At 58.3% G+C, this 18,482-nt stretch carries 20 protein-coding genes and 2 tRNA genes; 13 read left to right on the top strand and 9 right to left on the bottom strand.

Features of this window, described 5'->3' with window-relative positions; translation table 11 throughout:
• The first annotated feature begins 92 nt into the window (after nucleotides 1–92).
• From CFB17_RS10240 to arfB, 4 genes are all read left to right on the top strand, one after another.
• Nucleotides 93–1,868: an N-acetylglutaminylglutamine amidotransferase gene (locus CFB17_RS10240; RefSeq protein ID WP_088561444.1), complete on the top strand. Its 1,776-nt coding sequence runs from the start codon at nucleotides 93–95 to the stop codon at nucleotides 1,866–1,868.
• 24 nt (nucleotides 1,869–1,892) lie between these two features.
• Nucleotides 1,893–3,731, top strand: coding sequence for an N-acetylglutaminylglutamine synthetase (ngg, locus tag CFB17_RS10235; RefSeq protein WP_088561443.1), 1,839 nt, complete (start codon nucleotides 1,893–1,895; stop codon nucleotides 3,729–3,731).
• Nucleotides 3,732–3,740: 9 nt separating this feature from the next.
• On the top strand, nucleotides 3,741–4,925 hold the full coding sequence (locus CFB17_RS10230; protein ID WP_088561442.1) for an osmoprotectant NAGGN system M42 family peptidase: 1,185 nt from the start codon (nucleotides 3,741–3,743) through the stop codon (nucleotides 4,923–4,925).
• A 125-nt stretch (nucleotides 4,926–5,050) separates the two neighbouring features.
• The gene (gene arfB, locus CFB17_RS10225) at nucleotides 5,051–5,476 is read left to right on the top strand and encodes an alternative ribosome rescue aminoacyl-tRNA hydrolase ArfB (protein WP_088561441.1); all 426 of its coding nucleotides are present in this window, start codon (nucleotides 5,051–5,053) and stop codon (nucleotides 5,474–5,476) included.
• Nucleotides 5,477–5,481: 5 nt separating this feature from the next.
• Here the strand turns inward: arfB and CFB17_RS10220 are convergent, their stop codons facing one another.
• Nucleotides 5,482–5,844 carry a CsbD family protein gene (locus CFB17_RS10220; protein WP_088561440.1) on the bottom strand — a complete coding sequence of 121 codons (363 nt, stop codon included), beginning with the start codon at nucleotides 5,842–5,844 and terminating at the stop codon, nucleotides 5,482–5,484.
• 264 nt (nucleotides 5,845–6,108) lie between these two features.
• On the opposite strand from CFB17_RS10220, the gene CFB17_RS10215 reads away from it, so the two are divergent.
• On the top strand, nucleotides 6,109–6,624 hold the full coding sequence (locus tag CFB17_RS10215) for a TIGR02444 family protein (protein ID WP_088561439.1): 516 nt from the start codon (nucleotides 6,109–6,111) through the stop codon (nucleotides 6,622–6,624).
• 90 nt (nucleotides 6,625–6,714) lie between these two features.
• On the opposite strand, the gene CFB17_RS10210 is transcribed toward CFB17_RS10215, so the two are convergent.
• Nucleotides 6,715–7,065: a RidA family protein gene (locus CFB17_RS10210; RefSeq protein WP_088561438.1), complete on the bottom strand. Its 351-nt coding sequence runs from the start codon at nucleotides 7,063–7,065 to the stop codon at nucleotides 6,715–6,717.
• Nucleotides 7,066–7,262: 197 nt separating this feature from the next.
• Here CFB17_RS10210 and nagA point away from each other — a divergent pair, with 197 nt between their 5' ends.
• The 3 genes from nagA to pbfA all read left to right on the top strand — a co-directional run bounded on the left by nagA (nucleotide 7,263) and on the right by pbfA (nucleotide 10,297).
• The gene (nagA, locus tag CFB17_RS10205; RefSeq protein ID WP_207762006.1) at nucleotides 7,263–8,417 is read left to right on the top strand and encodes an N-acetylglucosamine-6-phosphate deacetylase; all 1,155 of its coding nucleotides are present in this window, start codon (nucleotides 7,263–7,265) and stop codon (nucleotides 8,415–8,417) included.
• Between the two features lie 125 nt (nucleotides 8,418–8,542).
• Nucleotides 8,543–8,938: an MAPEG family protein gene (locus CFB17_RS10200; protein WP_088561437.1), complete on the top strand. Its 396-nt coding sequence runs from the start codon at nucleotides 8,543–8,545 to the stop codon at nucleotides 8,936–8,938.
• 21 nt (nucleotides 8,939–8,959) lie between these two features.
• A complete protein-coding gene (gene pbfA / locus CFB17_RS10195; protein WP_088561436.1) occupies nucleotides 8,960–10,297 on the top strand; it encodes a (R)-1-hydroxy-2-aminoethylphosphonate ammonia-lyase in 1,338 nt (445 codons plus the stop codon).
• A 306-nt stretch (nucleotides 10,298–10,603) separates the two neighbouring features.
• Here the strand turns inward: pbfA and CFB17_RS10190 are convergent, their stop codons facing one another.
• Both CFB17_RS10190 and CFB17_RS19010 read right to left on the bottom strand, forming a co-directional pair.
• A complete protein-coding gene (locus CFB17_RS10190; protein ID WP_088561435.1) occupies nucleotides 10,604–10,801 on the bottom strand; it encodes a hypothetical protein in 198 nt (65 codons plus the stop codon).
• A 627-nt stretch (nucleotides 10,802–11,428) separates the two neighbouring features.
• A complete protein-coding gene (locus tag CFB17_RS19010) occupies nucleotides 11,429–11,803 on the bottom strand; it encodes a hypothetical protein (RefSeq protein WP_133063888.1) in 375 nt (124 codons plus the stop codon).
• Nucleotides 11,804–12,197: 394 nt separating this feature from the next.
• Here CFB17_RS19010 and CFB17_RS10185 point away from each other — a divergent pair, with 394 nt between their 5' ends.
• Entirely contained in the window at nucleotides 12,198–12,677 is a 480-nt protein-coding gene (locus CFB17_RS10185; RefSeq protein WP_088561434.1) for a hypothetical protein, read from the top strand.
• A 10-nt stretch (nucleotides 12,678–12,687) separates the two neighbouring features.
• Here CFB17_RS10185 and CFB17_RS10180 read toward each other — a convergent pair.
• From CFB17_RS10180 to alr, 3 genes are all read right to left on the bottom strand, one after another.
• Nucleotides 12,688–12,761: transfer RNA gene (locus CFB17_RS10180), tRNA-Gly, on the bottom strand.
• Between the two features lie 49 nt (nucleotides 12,762–12,810).
• Nucleotides 12,811–14,115, bottom strand: coding sequence for a D-amino acid dehydrogenase (locus CFB17_RS10175; protein WP_088561433.1), 1,305 nt, complete (start codon nucleotides 14,113–14,115; stop codon nucleotides 12,811–12,813).
• Nucleotides 14,112–15,305: an alanine racemase gene (alr, locus tag CFB17_RS10170; RefSeq protein WP_088561432.1), complete on the bottom strand. Its 1,194-nt coding sequence runs from the start codon at nucleotides 15,303–15,305 to the stop codon at nucleotides 14,112–14,114. The genes CFB17_RS10175 and alr overlap by 4 nt, the downstream gene beginning before the upstream one ends.
• Before the next feature lie 149 nt (nucleotides 15,306–15,454).
• Between alr and CFB17_RS10165 the strand changes: the two genes are divergently transcribed.
• The gene (locus CFB17_RS10165) at nucleotides 15,455–15,910 is read left to right on the top strand and encodes an Lrp/AsnC family transcriptional regulator (RefSeq protein WP_088561431.1); all 456 of its coding nucleotides are present in this window, start codon (nucleotides 15,455–15,457) and stop codon (nucleotides 15,908–15,910) included.
• A 129-nt stretch (nucleotides 15,911–16,039) separates the two neighbouring features.
• Nucleotides 16,040–16,396: a response regulator gene (locus CFB17_RS10160; RefSeq protein ID WP_165769542.1), complete on the top strand. Its 357-nt coding sequence runs from the start codon at nucleotides 16,040–16,042 to the stop codon at nucleotides 16,394–16,396.
• A gap of 45 nt (nucleotides 16,397–16,441) precedes the next feature.
• On the opposite strand, the gene CFB17_RS10155 is transcribed toward CFB17_RS10160, so the two are convergent.
• Nucleotides 16,442–16,624 (bottom strand): CsbD family protein, encoded by a 183-nt coding sequence (locus tag CFB17_RS10155; protein WP_088561429.1) that lies wholly within the window; start codon nucleotides 16,622–16,624, stop codon nucleotides 16,442–16,444.
• 202 nt (nucleotides 16,625–16,826) lie between these two features.
• Here CFB17_RS10155 and CFB17_RS10150 point away from each other — a divergent pair.
• Nucleotides 16,827–16,902: transfer RNA gene (locus CFB17_RS10150), tRNA-Lys, on the top strand.
• A 234-nt stretch (nucleotides 16,903–17,136) separates the two neighbouring features.
• Nucleotides 17,137–17,721: a hypothetical protein gene (locus CFB17_RS10145; protein WP_088561428.1), complete on the top strand. Its 585-nt coding sequence runs from the start codon at nucleotides 17,137–17,139 to the stop codon at nucleotides 17,719–17,721.
• Between the two features lie 29 nt (nucleotides 17,722–17,750).
• Here the strand turns inward: CFB17_RS10145 and CFB17_RS10140 are convergent, their stop codons facing one another.
• A complete protein-coding gene (locus tag CFB17_RS10140) occupies nucleotides 17,751–18,419 on the bottom strand; it encodes a TetR family transcriptional regulator C-terminal domain-containing protein (protein WP_088561427.1) in 669 nt (222 codons plus the stop codon).
• Nucleotides 18,420–18,482 lie beyond the last annotated feature (63 nt).

Here is an 18,482-nt window from a genome sequence, read left to right as displayed (position 1 = left end):
ACACGACAGGCCGGATCGGCTTTCCACGCGTGTGTAGCAGCCGGATCGGAATAGTTCAGAGCGGCATCGGTCAGAGACTGGAATTTATTTTTATGTGTGGAATTGCTGGCGAACTGACTTTTGACGGCAGCCTCGCTTCGACCGACAGTGTTAATGCGATGGTCGGATGTCTGGCTCCCCGAGGCCCGGATTCGGCCGGGATCGTCAGCCGTGGGCGTGTCGTACTCGGGCATCGTAGGCTGAAGATTATTGACCTCTCGGACAGGTCCGAGCAGCCGATGGTCGATTCGGAACTTGGTCTGACGATCGTCTTCAATGGATGTATCTATAATTATCCCGAGTTGAGGAGCGATCTCGAGAGCAAGGGCTATCGCTTTTTCTCCTCGGGCGATACCGAAGTCATTTTAAAAGCGTGGCACGCTTGGGGGACGGATTGCGTCAAGCGATTCAAAGGTATGTTCGCTTTTGCCATTCTCGAGCGCGGTACCGGCCGCGTAATTCTGGCTCGGGACCGCTTTGGCATTAAGCCTCTCTATATTAACAGGTCCGGCCGTCGCTTGCGGTTTGCTTCGTCTTTGCCGGCTATTCTTGCAGCCGGGGATGTCGATACATCGATCGATACGACGGGGCTGCATCATTACATGACGTTTCATGCGGTTGTGCCGGCGCCTTGGACGATCCTTCGAGGTGTAAACAAGTTGCCACCGGCCACGATTCGCGTGATCGAAGCGAACGGTGACGAAAAGGACGAGGTTTACTGGCGTCTTTCATTCGATCGCCAGGCCGACGAGGCCGCCATGAGCGCAGTTGAATGGCGTGACGCCATCATGAATGCACTGGTGACAGCGGTCGATCGCCGGATGGTCGCGGATGTTCCAGTGGGCGTCCTTCTATCGGGCGGCGTCGATAGTTCGCTCATCGTCGCGCTTCTGGCCAAGGCCGGGCAGCAAAAGTTGATGACATTCTCCATTGGCTTCGAGGAAGCCCACGGGGAAAAAGGTGACGAGTTCGTCTATTCGGATCTGATCGCCAGTCATTTCGGCACTGATCACAACAAGCTCTTCATCCCCTCCAGGCAGCTTCTGGATGCGCTACCCGGCACGATCGAAGCGATGTCGGAGCCGATGGTCTCCTACGACAATGTCGGCTTCTATCTTCTGTCTCGAGAGGTGAGCAGGCACATCAAGGTCGTACAAAGTGGCCAGGGCGCCGATGAGGTATTCGCAGGCTATCATTGGTACCCACCAATGCAGGGATCTAATGACCCGCTGACCGACTACAGCAACGCTTTTTTTGATCGAAGTCATGCGACGCTGGCCGGCCAACTGGCGCCTAACTGGCTGGCTGAAAGTGATGTCAGCACGGCTTTTGTCGAGGAGCAATTCGCGCAGGCGAACGCCGATGGTCCCCTCGACAAGGCGTTACGTCTCGATTCGACGATCATGCTGGTCGACGATCCCGTAAAACGCGTCGATAATATGACGATGGCCTGGGGCCTTGAGGCACGGGTACCGTTTCTCGACCATGACCTTGTCGAGTTGGCAGCCCGCGTACCCGATGAACTGAAGCTCCGCGACGGTGGCAAGGGAATTTTGAAGGACGTCGCCCGGAAAATCGTGCCGCACGAAGTCATCGATAGGAAGAAGGGCTATTTCCCCGTCCCGGCACTCAAATACCTGGATGGTCCCTATCTCGAGTTAGTGCGAGACGCCCTCAGTAGTCAGTCGGCGCGCGAGCGGGGCCTCTTTCAAAGTACATGGCTCGACAAGCTCTTAGCCAATCCTAAGGACCATATTACGCGCCTGCGCGGCTCGGAGCTCTGGCAGGCCGGGCTTTTGGAACTCTGGTTGCAGCAGCATCGGATCTGACGTGCAGCGCGAAGGGATCGACGAATGAGCGCTGCGATCGGCGGCTCTCGCACGTTTGGTGGATTTGCCGATCGCCTGAGGCGATTGCGGCGCGATAATTCTGCGGTGATCGAGCAAGCCGAGGAGGGCCACATGGCTGAGCCCCTGCCCAATGCTTCAATTGACTGCGGCTGGGGAAGATTGCTCTTCGGCCAGACGTTCAAGGTTCCGGCCGAACTGGCAGCCGCTATGCGCGCCGAAGGGCATGATCGACGGGACATCGCCTTTTACGTCCGCGACCCTCATGTGCTGCTCGCCGCGGCCCCTCAAGAATTATTCCTTGATCCCTCGCACACCTATCGTTTGGATTTGTCGACTTATCGGCCGTCGCGGCGGCGACCGCTCGGTTTTACGGTTCGACGCATGACCTCTGCGGAGGACGCGATAGAGGTCAACCGCATTTATGCGGCGCAGCACATGGTAGCTGTGCCCCCTGACTTTTTCTGGCACCGACGGGACAATCGCGCAATTATCCATCTGGTGGCCGAAGACCTCCGAACTGGTGCGATCGTCGGTACGGTTACGGGCATCGACCATGCTCGCGCGTTCGAGGATCCTAACCGGGGCTCTTCGCTTTGGTGCCTGGCCGTCGATCCGCAGTCAGCCCGCCCTGGGATAGGTGAAACGCTCGTTCGACACTTGGTGGAGCTTTTCCAAACACGCGGCGCACAATTCACGGATCTGTCCGTGATGCACGATAACGACGTAGCAATTCGTCTATATGAAAAGCTCGGCTTCGAGCGCCTTCCTTTCTTTACCGTCAAATGCAAGAATCCGATCAATGAACGGCTCTTCGCCGGCCCGGACGTGGAGAGCAACCTCAATCCCTACGCAAGGATCATCGTCGACGAGGCGCGCCGCCGTGGCATCGGGGTCGATGTCATCGACTCGGAGGGCGGATTTTTTCGCCTGACCTATGGCGGTCGATCGATAGCATGTCGCGAATCGCTGAGCGAGTTCACCACCGCCGTCGCAATGAGCATATGTGACGATAAGGCGGTGACGCGGCGCATCGTGAGTGCTGCCGGGGTTCGCGTACCTGAACAGATAGATGCCGCAGAGTGCGAGGCCTTGCCCTCCTTCATCGAGCAGCACGGCTTGGTCGTCGTTAAGCCCGCCCGTGGCGAGCAGGGAAAAGGCGTTGCCGTCGGTCTGGACAATATCGAGGCCGTCGAGCGCGCCGTGGATGCCGCGCGCGCCTATTGCCAGCATGTGCTCGTCGAGGCCTTCCATGATGGCCTCGATCTTCGTCTGATCGTGATTGACTATCGGCTGGTTGCGGCAGCCATCCGGAAACCCGCCAGCATCGTTGGCGACGGCACCAGCAATATCCGCGATTTGATCGAGCGGCAGAGCAAGCGGCGCTCTCTGGCGACTGGCGGCGAATCACGCATTCCGCTGGATGATGAGACGGAACGGTGTATCCTTGCCCAGGAATTTACCCTTGATGACGTCCTTGAGCGCGACAGCGAGTTGCAAGTCCGCCGGACGGCGAATCTTCATACTGGCGGCACGATCCATGACGTAACGGACCGCATCCACCCCGTACTGGTGGATGCGGCAATCCGTGCCGCGCGCGCCATTCACATTCCCGTCGTCGGAATCGACTTCATGGTCAAGTCACCAATGCAGCCGGACTATGTATTTATCGAAGCCAATGAGCGGCCGGGATTGGCTAATCACGAACCGCAGCCCACCGCGGAGCGTTTCGTCGACTTGCTTTTCCCACTCTCATTGCCCGCCGCTGCTCGAGCCGCGGCGGCAGAGCGTCACCAGAAAAATAATCAGGCTGGGGTGGGTGCTTCCCTGCCTGGCAGCCAATAGGGACAATTCATGCGCCGGCTGAAGATTGATACGAGCTATCTTCAACGGATGCTTGCTGCCCTGTTGGCGATTCCTAGCCCTACAGGATACACCGACGAGATCGTCCACCGGGTCAGCCACGAGTTGCGCTCGCTGGGCCTTGTCATCGAATTGACGCGAAGGGGAGCAATTCGAGCTCGCCTGGAGGGCGCCAAGCGGCGCCCTGCTCGCTCAATCTGCGCTCATCTCGACACGTTGGGTGCGCAGGTCAAGCTCCTTAAGCCAAACGGGCGCCTTGAGCTGGTACCGATTGGCCATTGGTCATCGCGCTTTGCCGAAGGGGCGCGGACGGTCATCTACAGTGAGCATGGCACGTACCGCGGCACGATCTTGCCGCTCAAGGCTTCCGGGCACACTTACGACGGCGAGATTGATACCCAGCCGGTCGGCTGGGAATATGTCGAATTGCGAGTCGATGCGATGGCCAAGAGCCGTCGGGACCTAGAGCGACTAGGCATCGCCATCGGCGACATCGTTGCTATTGAGCCTCAACCTGAATTCCTGGAGAATGGCTTCATCGTCTCTCGGCACCTCGACGACAAGGCCGGAGTAGCTGTCATGCTGGCAGCGCTCGAGGCGATCTTGCGCGAGGGCTTGTCGCCAGCGGTGGACACATATTGGCTGTTCTCCATTGCCGAAGAGGTCGGCGTCGGTGCCTCTTCGCTGCTGGCGCCGGAAATCGCTTCCATGATCGCGGTGGACAACGGCACGACAGCGCCCGGTCAGGCGAGTGACGAATTCGGTGTCACGATCGCCATGGCCGACCAGACGGGACCTTTCGACTGGCATCTGACCCGCAAACTGGTCCGCTTGTGTCAGGATCACGATATCCGCTTCCAGCGGGATGTCTTTCGCTACTATCGCTCCGATAGCGCCTCCGCCATCGAGGCGGGGGCCGATGTGCGCACGGCGCTCATCACCTTTGGTGTCGATGGCAGCCACGGCTACGAGCGGATCCACATGCATAGTCTTCGCAGCTTGGCGGAGCTGATCACAGCTTACGTGACGAGCCCGGTGGAAATCGCCCGCGATGCTCTGGAGCTGGCACCCCTCAAGGGCTTCACGCACCAACCGATGGACGAGGCTACCCTCAGCCGTTCAGCGGACGCCATTCTCGAAGAGACTGAGGATCCAGAGCCTCGGTTGTCCGAATAAATTGCCTCCTGCCAGTATGGCATTATGCTCGCGGGAGCGAGGACGAAGACAAGGTTGCTGACTGTCTCCCGTCGATATCATGGCGCCTTCATCCGCGCTGATCACTGAAACCAAGAGATCCTGACGTGGCGGGCATATCGGTAAGCGCTGACCTTCAGCTCGACGAGGATGATGTGGATATCGTCTTCGTGCGCGCGTCGGGCCCTGGCGGCCAGAACGTCAATAAGGTGGCTAGCGCTGTCCAACTGCGATTCCATGTCGGGCGGAGCCAAGCGCTCAATGCAGGTGCAAAAGAGCGCTTGGCGAAGCTGGCAGGAGATCGTCTCACCCAAAGCGGGGTGATTTTAATTTTCGCGCAGCGTCACCGTACGCAGAAACAGAACCGCGACGACGCGATTTCACGCCTCAAGGACCTCGTCTTGCAAGCGCTGGAGCCGCCGATAGTGCGGCGGGCGACCCGGCCCACGCGTGCTTCAAAGGAACGGCGCATCGCGGGCAAGACTTCACGCTCGCGAACAAAGGCATTGAGAAGCACTACCAATTATGACTGAGATGCCTAGCGCCAGAATTTGTAAGAGGGGGGTGTGGGCGCGATCTGACGATGGACAAGCGCGCCAATCGCGTAGCCGATTGCAATGCCGACCGCCAAGGTGATGAGCGGCGTTTCCTTGATACTTTCCGCAACATACTGACTGGCTTTGCTGCCGGCCTCATAGGCTCGGCCGCCAAGTTGCTGGGCCGTGTCCGCAACGCTCTCGAACTGTTCCTTGGTCCGACCGACGCCTTCCTGAATGCGTGCGACGACCTTGTCGGCCGTTCCTTCTGCCTGAAGTTTCGCATCGCCGATCAGGTCGCCCGCGATCTTCTTCCCTGTACCGCCTACGTCACGCAGAGTGGCTTCGGCTCGATCCTCGTTCATGATGGCCTCGTCTGGTTAATGGAAGTCCGCGGTTGACCGCGGTCATCAGCTATAAACAGTTTGGGGGCAAAACGTTGCCGAGCTAGTGTTTCTTTAACGAATTGCGGACGATAATGCAGTCGGGTTAAGGGGCGAAGATGTGGGCATCGCGATCTGGATCAGACGACAAGGTTGCCAATCGGCAGACATCACTCGGCCGCATGCTAAGTGGTTCGGTGGACGTCTTCTTGTAGCCTGTCGCCGGTGGCTGCAGGTGAGAGACGAATGAGCTTCGAGCTTGACCTCGACGGTGCTCATTGGCGCTTTTCTCTCCGGGTCTACGAACAACCGGGTGTTGCGGACGCCTGTCTGCTCTTGCAGGATCGCCATAAGATCGACGTCAACGTCTTACTTGTGGCGCTAATACATGCGGCCATTGCCGGGCCGCCCAGCATCCTCACCATAGCAGCAATGGACAGGACAGCATCGGAGTGGCGCAGTCAAGTCGTCTGGCCACTGCGGAAAGTGCGGCGTAGTCTGAAGCTTGTCGATAAGCTTCAGGATCATCCAGTTCAGCTCGCTGTCCGGCAAAAGGTCGCTACGGCAGAACTGGCCGCCGAACAGGTGGAGCAGGCAATGCTGGCGCAGTTGCTTCCAGCACCGACAAGGCGTCTTCCCAAAGCCGACGATCTTGCGTGCACGCTCGAGACGGTGATTTCCTTCTATGCAGGCCAAGCCGAGCTTGCGCTTGATGCGGAGCAGGCCGTTGCCACGATATTGGATGCAGCTTTGCGTGCTTGAGGCCCCGCAGCCGCTTCGAAGAGTCGGTGTTACGTAGCAGGCCCGAGCTTGGCAAAACACACCTCGCCGCCACCCGGGCTGCTACAGGCTTCAGCTACGCTTGGCCGCCACCGCTACAATTTCGACGCGCAGGTCGGGTGAGGCAAGGCGAGACTCGAGGCAAGCGCGCGTCGCGGGATTGGCCGGATCGATCCACGCGTCATAGACCTCATTCATCGCTGCAAAGTCGGCGATGCTGGAAAGATAGACCGTGACAGAAATGAGATCGGATTTCGAGGATCCGGCCTCGGCCAGAATTGCATCGATCTTCGCTAGGACGGAACGGGTCTGGTTCTGGATCGATGCGCTGGGATCTTCAGCGACCTGTCCGGCAAGATAGACCGTGTCACCGTGAATGACTGCTTGGCTCATGCGCTTGCCGGGCTGGATACGCTTGACCATCGTGACTTTCCCTTAATGTGCGAGGCGGGACGCTGGCATGTTCGCCATGCCAACGCTCTGCGTTTGCTCATGCGGAATGCCGGACGGGGATGCAAGGGGCATGGCCGTGATGGATACGCCGAGCGCGGCTGGATTGTGCGGGCACAGTGGCGTTAGAACGCTGGAACGAACGCCTTAGCCGGAGAGGTAGCGGAGCCATGCCGCGCATTTATGTCCCTGATAGGCTTTTCGACGGTCTGAACATGCAGGACGGCATGGCTGTCATCGTCGAAGAGGGCCGCGTGCGGCAGGTAATCCCGGTCTCTGCTCTGGGCGCGGCCGAGAGTGCTGAGAGGCTTTCCGGCCTGTTGGTTCCAGGCTTCATCGATGTACAGGTGAATGGCGGTGGAGGCGTTCTGTTCAACGACCAGCGCTCCGTCCAGGGGATCGCCGCCATCGGAAAAGCCCATCGCGCCTATGGTACGACAGGCTTTATGGTTACCTTCATTACCGATACCCAGAGCCGAATGCGGGAAGCTGTGGCGGCCGCCACCGCCGCTCTAGATGCCGGCTTGCCGGGACTTTTAGGTATTCATGTCGAGGGTCCGTTCCTCAATCCGCTGCGTAAAGGCGTGCATAATCCTGCCTTAATGCGCCCACTGGATGAGGAGGATGTGGCCATCCTCGCATCGGTCGAAGGCGGCGTCTCGATGGTGACCGTAGCCCCGGAATGCGTGGATCTCGAGAAGATTCGCGATCTCTGCAATGCGGGTGTCATCGTCAGTGCGGGTCATACGGCCGCCAGCAGCGAAACGCTCGCGAACGCAAGATCACTCGGCCTTACAGGGTTTACGCATCTCTTCAACGCCATGCCGCCTTTTGCCGGGCGTGATCCCGGGCCCATCGGTTTTGCGCTGGCGGATCGGGGGTCATTCTGTGGCTTGATCGTTGATGGCTTCCATGTTCATGTCGCAAGCATGCAGGCGGCCATTCGCGCCAAAGGTCCCGAGCATATTATGTTGGTTACCGATGCCATGCCCGGCGTAGGTACGGCATCGTCGAGCTTCATGTTGCAAGGCCGGAATGTGGTCCGGAAGGATGGCCGCTGTGCTCTCGAGGTTGACGGATCCCTGGCGGGTTCGGACCTCGACATGGCGACGGCGGTCCGCAACGCTTGTGCGTGGCTAGATGTAACGCTCGAGCAAGCCTTGCGCATGGCATCGGCCGTACCCGCGGCGTTCCTCGGACTCCAGAATGAGTTCGGCAGAATTGCCACGGGTTATCGAGCTAACTTTGCCTTGCTCGACAGCAAACTCGAGGTTACCGGGACCTGGATCAACGGCGACTACGAAGTTTCCACCGCGAGGCAATGACGCAAGCCGCCGCCACGATCTCTGGCGAGAAACATTGGCCAGCCTCATAGGCATGTCTGCCGGTCAGCCTTACCCTGGCAACCGTCGCACCGTCGGTAGCACTGGTCATAGCCGGAGAAAATAGGTTGAGCACCGAACTCTATCTTGTCGGTTGGATATTGCTGCTGGCAATCGTCCAGATCCTGTTGGCGTCTTATGCACGCAACAAGGAGACGGGGACGGCCTACAATGTCGGGCCGCGAGATGACGAAGGTCCGCCGGTCGGGCGACTGACGGCGCGGCTGCGCCGAGCGCAAGCCAACCTCTTCGAAACCATGCCGGTGATCGTCGCCGCCCTGATCGTGGCGCACGTCACCGGGCGAGAGGGCGTGCTCACATTGTCAGCGGCCATCCTCTACCTCGTTGCACGCATCGTGTATCTGCCGCTCTATGCAGCCGGGATCCCAGTTCTGCGCAGCGTCGTTTGGCTCGTCTCGCTTGTCGGCGTGCTCATGGCCATTCTTGCCATCCTGTTACCCTGACGGCGAGCGAGCAACGGATCGATGCAGCAAGAGACTCTCACAGCCGAAGGCGACCAGAACACGACCCCGGCGCGTGCGGCATGGCATTCGCGCTTGAGACCGGCCACGCGTAACTTGTTGGCGCGAGACAGTAAGGCCTTTCTGCATCAATCGCTCTCCACGCCCTGTCTGGATGTTATCGAGGCGGCCGACGGGGCTTGGCTCACGACGATCGATGGGCGGCGTATCCTCGATTTTCATGGCAATAGCGCCCATCAGGTCGGCTACGGACATCCGCGCGTGAAGGCGGCGATCCAGGACGAGCTCGAGCATCTGCCTTTTTCTCCTCGTCGGTTCACGAATATCAGGGCCATAGAACTCGCTGAGCGACTAGGCAGCCTTGCACCGGGCACTTTGGAAAAAGTCTTGTTTGCTCCTGGCGGGACGAGTGCCGTCGGCATGGCGCTTAAACTTGCGCGATATGCCACGGGTCGCCACAAGACGATCTCAATGTGGGATTCGTTTCACGGTGCCAGTCTCGATGCGATATCTGTAGGTGGCGAAGCATTGTTCCGGCGAGGGGCGGGACCGTTGCTGCCAGGCAGTGAACATGTGCCGCCGCTTGATCAAGTCGAGAGGTTTTTTGGGCCTGGGCCGGCCGGCTTCGAGCGGCTCGCAAGCTACATCGACTACATGCTGGAGGTTCAAGGCGACGTCGCGGCGATCATCGCCGAACCGATGCGATGGACAAGTGTATATCCGCCGCCCGCAGGCTTTTGGGCTGCCATTCGCCAAAGCTGCGATCGACACGGTTGTCTTTTGATCTTCGACGAGATTCCCAGTGGCCTGGGGCGAAGTGGGACGATGTTCCTTTGTGAGCAGGCGGGTGCGGTCCCCGATATTCTTGTCTGTGGCAAGGGTTTAGGGGGTGCTGTAATGCCGATAGCTGCGCTAATCGCCCGACCCGAGCTTGACCTTGTGGCGCCGCGACTGGCCCTTGGTCACTATACGCATGAAAAAAGTCCGCTCGGGTGTGCGGCGGCACTAGCCACCCTCGACGTCATCGTCGAGGAGGCCCTGTTGGCCAGGGCAGCCCGTCTCGGCGCTGTCGGGCTCGGGCGATTGGTGGCCATGAAGGCGAAGATCCCGACGATCAAGAGCGTCCGTGGCCTTGGAATGTATTGGGGCATTGAACTGGCGAACCCAGAAGGTGCCGCCGTTGCAGAGAGAGTGCTCTATACCTGCCTTGAGAACGGCCTAAGTTTCAAAATAGGCAACAGCAATATCATCACGTTATGTCCTCCCTTGAACATTAAGGAAGACGAACTCGATCTGGGATTTGGCATCGTTGAATCTGCTTTGCAGAAGGCGTGCAATTAGCCAACCAAACATTAGGAAAGATGCCAGTCTGTAAACGCGCGGCGCTATGGTGGCAGCCTGCTGAGATGAAGGTCGTTCGTCATCTGCCAAGCATCGCCGTCGCCGCATTGATGTTGCCAGATCCAGTAGCTCCGACCATCGCCATCAAGGGACCCTTGGAAATTCTACCCAAGTCCGGTCGAAACGAATGTCACGCCGCCGGTAACTACCCGTTCGTGATTGACCACGCCGCGATGGCACGGTTTTGTTCTGCCAGTTGATGCCGGCTTGCCCGTCGCCGCTGACATCGTCAAAATCGAGAATGCGTCAAATCTGATTCACGCTGACGATCGAGGTGGCGTGCAAGACCTGATTATTGCTCAACTGCCAAAGCGCAATAACGCCGGAATCGCGTTGCGATAGAATACCCGTTTTATCGTCGCCGCGGGCATCGGCGAACCCAACAATATGCCATCCTTGGCCGACACTGCCGATAATTGCAGAACGTTCTGATGATGACAGCATCCCGCGTGCTGCCGTTCAGGCCCATAGAGCGCCAGACTGGGGCAAAATGCCATTGGCTAGAGCGACAATGGTCGGCTGCGTCTCATCGCCTCGCGTGTAGCTGTTGAGCAAGATTAGCGATTGATATCGTGAATGACAGGATGGTGCTGATAGTATCCGTAATTACGCCCATGAAGGCGACGCTTTCGTCAACGCGAGCCACAATTGTCGGACCAGCGAATCTTTATGCTGGGAATCAAAGGACGTGTCGGTTAGCTCGTTCGTTGCATCGATATGCTGAATGACGATACGTGATCCGGTCTGGTCGTTGATCTGATAAGCCAGCGCGTAGCCGCTGTCCCAGAGTGTCGCTGTAGATCATCCCGGTGGTCGCTTGTGCGGCGAGCACGAGGCTCGTTACAGCACCGCCGGCCGAGGCGAGGATCACATAAATCGCCGCGCCTTTGCTCGTACCCCGCAATTCGACGAGCGCTGCTAGCGAACTAACCGCCGCCGCTACGAGATCGTGCTTGTAAAGGGTAGGCTGGCTCGGGAGGTCCTGACTTTATTCATCAAGGGTTAAGACAAGGTTGACGCCGGTGAGCGTGATCCTACCCCGCTCCAACGCGGTGAGTTCCAGATTGCGCTTCAGCTTCGCTGTGGACCAGACATTCGCTCTACAGAATAAGTACCGTCGCTATTTTTGCTGACGAGGAATTGGCGATGGTCTGTGCCTATGCAGTTGTTGAAGCCACCAATCGATCCGCTACCGTATGCGGTATCCCGCCATACATAGCCAACGTCGAGCGTCATTTTATTTGGTGTTTCCTCAACGATCCTAGTCGAGGTGATGGTCATGTCTGGAAGATTACAGGTGGCACCACGCTCCTGAGCGTAATTTTTGTAATACGAGGTCAGACTATATTGTAGATCGAACCAATGCGGGATTCCCTCGCCCGCTGTGCTGCAGCCAGCCAGAAATAATAGCGAAACCGCCAGAACCGATCCGAACGAGCGCTTCATCCCCATCTCCTTGAGAGCATTCTCTCAGAAATGGTGATGAACCAGTTCTTCACCAACGCGCCGCTCGTTCGGCGTTCAATTTAAGAGTTCCGAACCTCGGCAGGGCTGATACGCGACGATGCCCTCAGCAGGGCTAAGCCTAAAGCAGGCACCGCAAAATCCTCGTTCACGCTTTGAGCTATACACGGTCACGGGACGTCGGATCGCCAAGTCGAAGAATTTACCTGGAGATAGTCACTGGCCAATCGGCGGGGAATTCGGACCCCTTATCAGTGGCAGCGGGCCGCCGGTGTAAACGAACTATAAATCTGGACATCCCTAGGATATAAGTCCTATAATGAATTCTGGATGGCAAAGCACCAGGGCGCATGCGAGTGATAAGGAGAAGACTGCTATGGAAGCGACGACCGAGATCAACCTTACCATCCTCTGGGATATCGTCATCCCGCTCGCGGTTGCCGTGCTTACAGCACTGGCAGGTTGGCTAAGCGTTCGCGCCACCAGCTATTTCAAGCTCAAGAGCGATGATGTCGTCCGCAAGTATTTGGATGAGATCCTTACTCGGGGTGTCAGCTTTGCTGCGAGCCAGATGGAGGAGGCGGCCAAGAATTATCCTAAAGCCGCCGTCAAGAACGTCATGATCGCGTCGGCTGCGAACTTTGCGCTGAAGCAGGCGCCGGACGCCATTGCCCGTTTCGGCCTAACGCCTGCGCAGGTTGAGGCCATGGTCAGTGCCCGCCTCGCCAAACTGACCTCGCTGGCAGCCGTTGGAGCCAACGACAATGCTGCAAACGACAACGCCTCTGACCAAAGCATGGCTGCGGACAACACGCTTTCCAAGGCCGACATTTGGGCGCCGCCAAGCGACAAATAAATTAGGTCATTGGAGCGGGTGAAGGGAATCGAACCCTCGTATGCAGCTTGGGAAGCTGCCGTTCTACCATTGAACTACACCCGCAGATGACGCGTTGATAGCGGAGGAGGGGGATGCTGGCAACGCCCCGACGTCAAGCCTTTTGCAGGTTGCTGGCGGAGCTGCGACTTCGCACGGCAAATGAGCCACCATACCGGTCCATGGCCAGATCGCGCGTATCGATCTCCGGCGAGCGTCCGGAGATCAGGTCGGCCATCACCCGTGCCGAGCCACAAGCCATTGTCCAGCCCAACGTACCATGGCCGGTATTAAGGTGAAGATTGTCATATTTGGTCGGGCCGATGATCGGTGTGCCATCCGGCGTCATCGGCCGGAGGCCCGACCAGAAAGTCGCCGCACTCACATCCCCACCTTTGGGAAAGAGGTCGGTGACCGAGTGAGCCAGCGTTGCGCGCCTGGATTCGCTTAACCGGATTTTATAGTCGCTCACTTCAGCTGTACCGCCGACGCGGATCCTATCGCCCAGGCGGGTGATGGCGATCTTGTAGGTTTCGTCCATGACCGTGGAGACCGGCGCTGAGTCGGGATCAATGATCGGCAAGGTGAGCGAGTAGCCTTTGACCGGATAGACTGGAATATCAAGGCCCAGCGGGCGGAGGAGGAACGGCGAGAAGCTTCCCAGTGCGACGACGTAGCAGTCGGCCTTGAGCACGCCGCGGTCGGTGACCACGCCCGCTATCTTGTCGCCCGCGACGTTCAGATGCTGGATCGACGTGTTCCAGGAAAAATTGACACCGATCGCGGTTGCCAGCGTTGCCAACTCGCGCGTGAAGATATGACAATCCCCAGTTTCGTCGCCAGGAAGTCGGAGCCCGCCTGCGATCTTATCGGTAACGGGCTTGAGCGCCGGTTCGACATTCGCGCATTCCTGCGCATCCAAAACCTCGTAGGGCACGCCATACTGCTTGAGGACTTCTATGTCGGAGCCGGCGTGATCAAGTTGCGATTGCGTGCGGAACAGTTGGAGCGTTCCCTGGGCGCGATCATCGTAGCGGATGCCGGTATCCGCTCGGAGCTGTTTTAGGACATCCCGGCTATATTCCGCGATACGCACCATGCGAGCCTTGTTCGTCGCATAGCGCTCGGCAGTGCAGTTGCGAAGCATCTGCGCGAGCCAGGCCCACATGTGGTTGTCGGCTTGAGGGCGAACCACAAGCGGGCCGTGCTTCATCATGAGCCATTTGATCGCTTTGAGCGGCACTCCAGGAGCCGCCCAGGGCGAGGCATAGCCCGGCGAAACCTGGCCCGCATTCGCAAAGCTGGTTTCCTGGGCAGCCATAGGCTGGCGATCTACAAGTTCGACCTCGTGACCGGCGCGCGCGAGATAATAGGCAGTCGTAACGCCGACGACGCCGCCTCCAAGAACAAGTATCTTCATCGCGCAATCTCCGTTCGCTCCATGGCGCCCGGCGTCCGTGCCGTGGCCTCATCCGAGCCAATGCCTCGGTAGCGGCGGGCATACCGCGTTCCGAGTCCCGTTAAGATCTCGTAGCCGATCGTACCTGCATGTGCGGCGATATCATCAACGCTCTGGTGCGGGCCGATAAGTTCAACAAGGGCGCCCGGCCGCAGTTTGCTGGGGGGCACCATCGACACGTCCAATGTCATGCTGTCCATTGATACGCGCCCGACGATCGGCAGAGGCTGGTCGTCCAGAAAAGCGCATCCTCGACCGCTCAAGCTTCGCATCCATCCGTCAGCATAGCCGACGCTGATGGTCGCAAGGCGTGTAGCCTTGCTGCTGATAAAGGCATGCCCGTAACCGACCCCTGCGCCCGCTTCGATCTCGCGTAGCTGCACGATTTTGGCCTCGAGCTTCACGGCGGGAGAGAGCGGTGTCGATCGGTTGGCGCCAGGATGGGCTCCATACAGGGCGATGCCAGGTCGCCCTAGGTCGGCTTGGTAGGCGGAGCCTAAAAATATGCCGGCTGAATTGGCGAAGGATGCAGGGATCGCGGGAAGGTGCCGGCGCATTGAGACGAAATTCTCAAGCTGCATACGATTCGCTGGATGATCGGGTTCGTCGGCGCATGCGAGATGGCTCATGACAAACTGCAGATCGATGCCTTCAAGGTAGTGCGGCGAAGCGATGAGCGAGTCGAGTTCCGATTGCGAAAGGCCAAGTCTCGACATGCCCGTGTCGAGTTGCAACACAGCTGGAAGGGTCCGGTAGGAAAGCATCGCCTGCTGGCGCCAAGCGTGCAACTGCTCAATGCTGTTCAGAACAGGGGTAATGTTGTGACGGACGGCATGAATCTCGCTGCCGGGATTGAGACCATTCAAAACGAAGATGTTGTTCGTCTTGTCCAGCACAGGACGAAGACTCAAGGCTTCCGTCAAATGTGCAACAAAAAAATGTCTGCAGCCCGCGGCTTGCAACTTGCGGGCGACAGGCTCGGCACCCAGGCCGTAAGCATCTGCTTTGACAACGGCGGCGCATCGCCGGCCCCCGAGCATACGTGTCAGCAGCCGGTAATTGGCAACGACGGCATCAAGGTCGACCGTCAAGACAGCGCCCGCTGCTGCGTCGATTTCGGCAGCCGTCAGTTCCATCAATTTGTTGCTCACCGATGGCACCTTCGTCCAACCCCTACGCCGATCATCGGCGCAGGGGTAAGGATAAAGGCATGATCGACTAATTTCCTTTCATAGTGGAAAACATATTGCGAAAAACGTCCTTATATCGAACTTAATTGTGTTTCTTGAGTGGAAATTGCATGACTGTTGTTGACGACATCGATCGGCGAATTTTACGCGAATTGCGGCAGGACGCGCGTATCAGCAATGCGAAACTGGCTGATGTCGTTGGCCTGTCGCCATCGGCGTGTCTGCGTCGTCTGCGCACGCTCGAACGCAACAAGGTCATTCGCGGCTACACGGCGATGATCGATGAACCCGGTGCAGAGGCGGTAACGGTGATCATCGTTCAAATTACCTTGGAGCGGCAAACCGAGGATTCGCTTCTTCGGTTCGAAGCTGCGGTCCGGCGATGCCCCGAGGTGGGAGAATGTTACCTGATGAGTGGGATGGCCGACTATCTGTTGCGGGTCGAGGTCAGGGATGCGGCCCACTACGAGCGTATTCACACCGAGCAGCTGTCACGCATGCCCGGCGTCGCGCGCATCCATTCAAATTTTTCCATCCGCAGTGTTATCCGCGCCCGGGCATTGTAGATACCTCGATGCGCATGGCGGCCAGCGAAGAAACCAGGGACTCTTCAAATTTTCGTAAGCCGCGGTGACATTCGGTATTCGTATCGCTAAATGCGAGCTCGCGACCGAATCAACCAAGCTCTTTCTCCCATGCCCCACGCGCTGATTATTGAAGATGAAAGACTGGTCGCCTCGACCATGGTCGCCTTGCTTGGCGAGATGGGGCTCACGACCTTCAGTATCGCGGCCACGCAAGCAGAGGCTATCGCCTCTGCCGTCGCCAGACGGCCGGCGCTACTGACCGTCGATATCCATCTAAAGCAAGGTAATGGGGTCGAAGCCGCACGCCGGATAAGGCAGCTCCATTCGCACGTTCCGGTCCTTTATGTTACTGCGACGCCGCTGGCTGTTACCGACGACCTCGAGGCAGTAGCCCTCGCGAAGCCATTCACGCGCGAGGCATTAGCCAATGCCGTTGCCTACCTCATGAGCGAGCGGCCTCACTAGAAAGCTGGAGTGGGAGCCTGTATGGCTAGACAAGCTCCCCGGCCGTCAATGTTTGACCGCGGCCTTCACGGCATCCTTGCTTTTGCCCAGGGCACCTTGGGCCTTGCCCGCGACTTGATCGGTCTTTCCCTCGGCCCGGAGACGGTCGTTACCGGTGAGCTTGCCGACAGCTTCGTTGATCTTGCCCTTGACGTCCTTGGCTGTGCCTTCGACGCGATTGCGATCCATTATGCGCGCTCCTTTGCGAACCGAGCATGGGTTTTCATGCCTGTATGACAAACGTCCGGCCTGTCGTCACGTTGCCTTCCCGTCTGGCCGGGGGGCCTCACATAAGCGCTATCGCGTTTGCCAGAGGACGGCTGTGCCATGGTGCAAAACGCGGTGGCAGGCTTGACGGCTCGTCCTCATCCCCGGTATGTCCCCGCTCGCCGGGCGCATAGCTCAGTTGGTAGAGCAGCTGACTCTTAATCAGCGGGTCCAAGGTTCGAGTCCTTGTGCGCCCACCAAACCCTTCGAAAGCTTAGGATTTGGGTAGCCGGCAGTACGATTGCCTTCGCTCGAAGGCGCGTTGTCGTCCGTTTCGCGTAAACGGGTGATACCGACCGTCGGATGGCGTTTCGGCGATCATCCGGTATATAATCGATATTGCTTCGGCGCGTCGAGCGTCGCTTCCCTGTGGTGTTTGCCCCTGCAGCCGCTATCCAATTTTGCCTCGTCCAGCCACGGCTAGGAGGTATTCAATGCGCAAGATCGTCTATCTGGCTCTTTCTGCCTTGCTCTTCATGGCGGGCTGCTCAGACGATCTGGCCCTCGCGCCCTTGGACTACCCGGTGCAGAAGACCGCGCCCGGCGATGCGCTGGTGGCGGTGATCGATGCTGCTACGCAGCAAGGCATTTACCCGATCAAGGGGTCATTCACAGCTGGCCTCAGGGCCTATTATGCGCAACCCGGCGTCATGCTTCGACAGGCAGCGGATCACGACCTCGGAGCCATGTTTGGCCACTACGTGCTCAAGGACAGCTTCGCGACACCTGATTCCGGACAACAGCGTCTAACACTCGTCCTTGAGATACCCAGCTTCAAATTCACCGATGGCGTCATCGATCTCCAGGTCGATGCAAAGCTGTTCGGGCCCGATCGGAAGCAACTCCTTCACAAGGTTTATCCTGGCAAAGGTGGGGACAGCCAGCACGACTTCGCAGGTATCGGCCTCGAAGCAGTAATTGAGCGGAGCTCCGCCCAGGCTTATCGCCAGGTCTTTGAAGCCATTCGAGTCGACTTGGCAGGCATTCTGCAACGACAAGAAGCTCTCGCTCACAAGTAGCGCTTGGCAGGATGGGAAGAGGAAATCGCTCAACCGCCCAGACCGCATGCGCGGAGTACGAAGCTGACGATCTCGTCGGTAGCGATTTCTTGCCGGCTTGATCGGTCTTCCGGTCCGAGGACACAATCGATTTGGACGGAGAAGTCAGCGAATGTCTGCGTCGCAGCCCAGATGATGAAGAAAAGATGGGGCGGCGAGACAGGCGCCATGAGGCCTTTATCGCTCCAGGCCTTGATGATGACCGACTTTCGGGCGACCCAGTCTCGGAGTTCCGTCTCGAGATAATGCTTGACGATCGGTGCCCCGCTAAGGAGTTCGCGAGCGAAGAGGCGCGATTCTGCTGGATGGTTGAAGCTGGCCGTCATCTTGGCGCGGACATAATCGGCGATAGCTAGGGCCGGATCGTCGTCGGGGCTCAAGGCATTAAAGGCGTCTAGCCATTTCTCCAGGATACCGAGCACGGCACGCCGATAGATCGTCTCCTTGCTGGCAAAATAATAATAAAGATTGGCCTTCGGTAATCCGGCGGTTTCGGCAATTCTGGCCGTCGTTGCACCCTCAAGTCCCCGGTCTGCGAAAACCTGGATGGCCGCATTGATGAGGCGCGCTTCATTGCGGGCGCGAATGCGCTGGCCACCGCGAAGGACCGATCTGACAGAGGAATCCTCATTCATTGGATTATTTAAAATCTTGACCATATGGTCAGGTTATTCCTACGCTCGTTAGATAAGAAAAATCGGGGCCATTCCAATGGTAGATTG

Origin of the sequence: Arboricoccus pini, assembly GCF_900187945.1 — a bacterium.
GTDB classification, from domain to species: Bacteria; Pseudomonadota; Alphaproteobacteria; order Geminicoccales; family Geminicoccaceae; genus Arboricoccus; species Arboricoccus pini.
The sequence above is the reverse complement of the archived record's forward strand: the minus strand, read 5'-3'. Positions and strand labels throughout refer to the sequence as shown.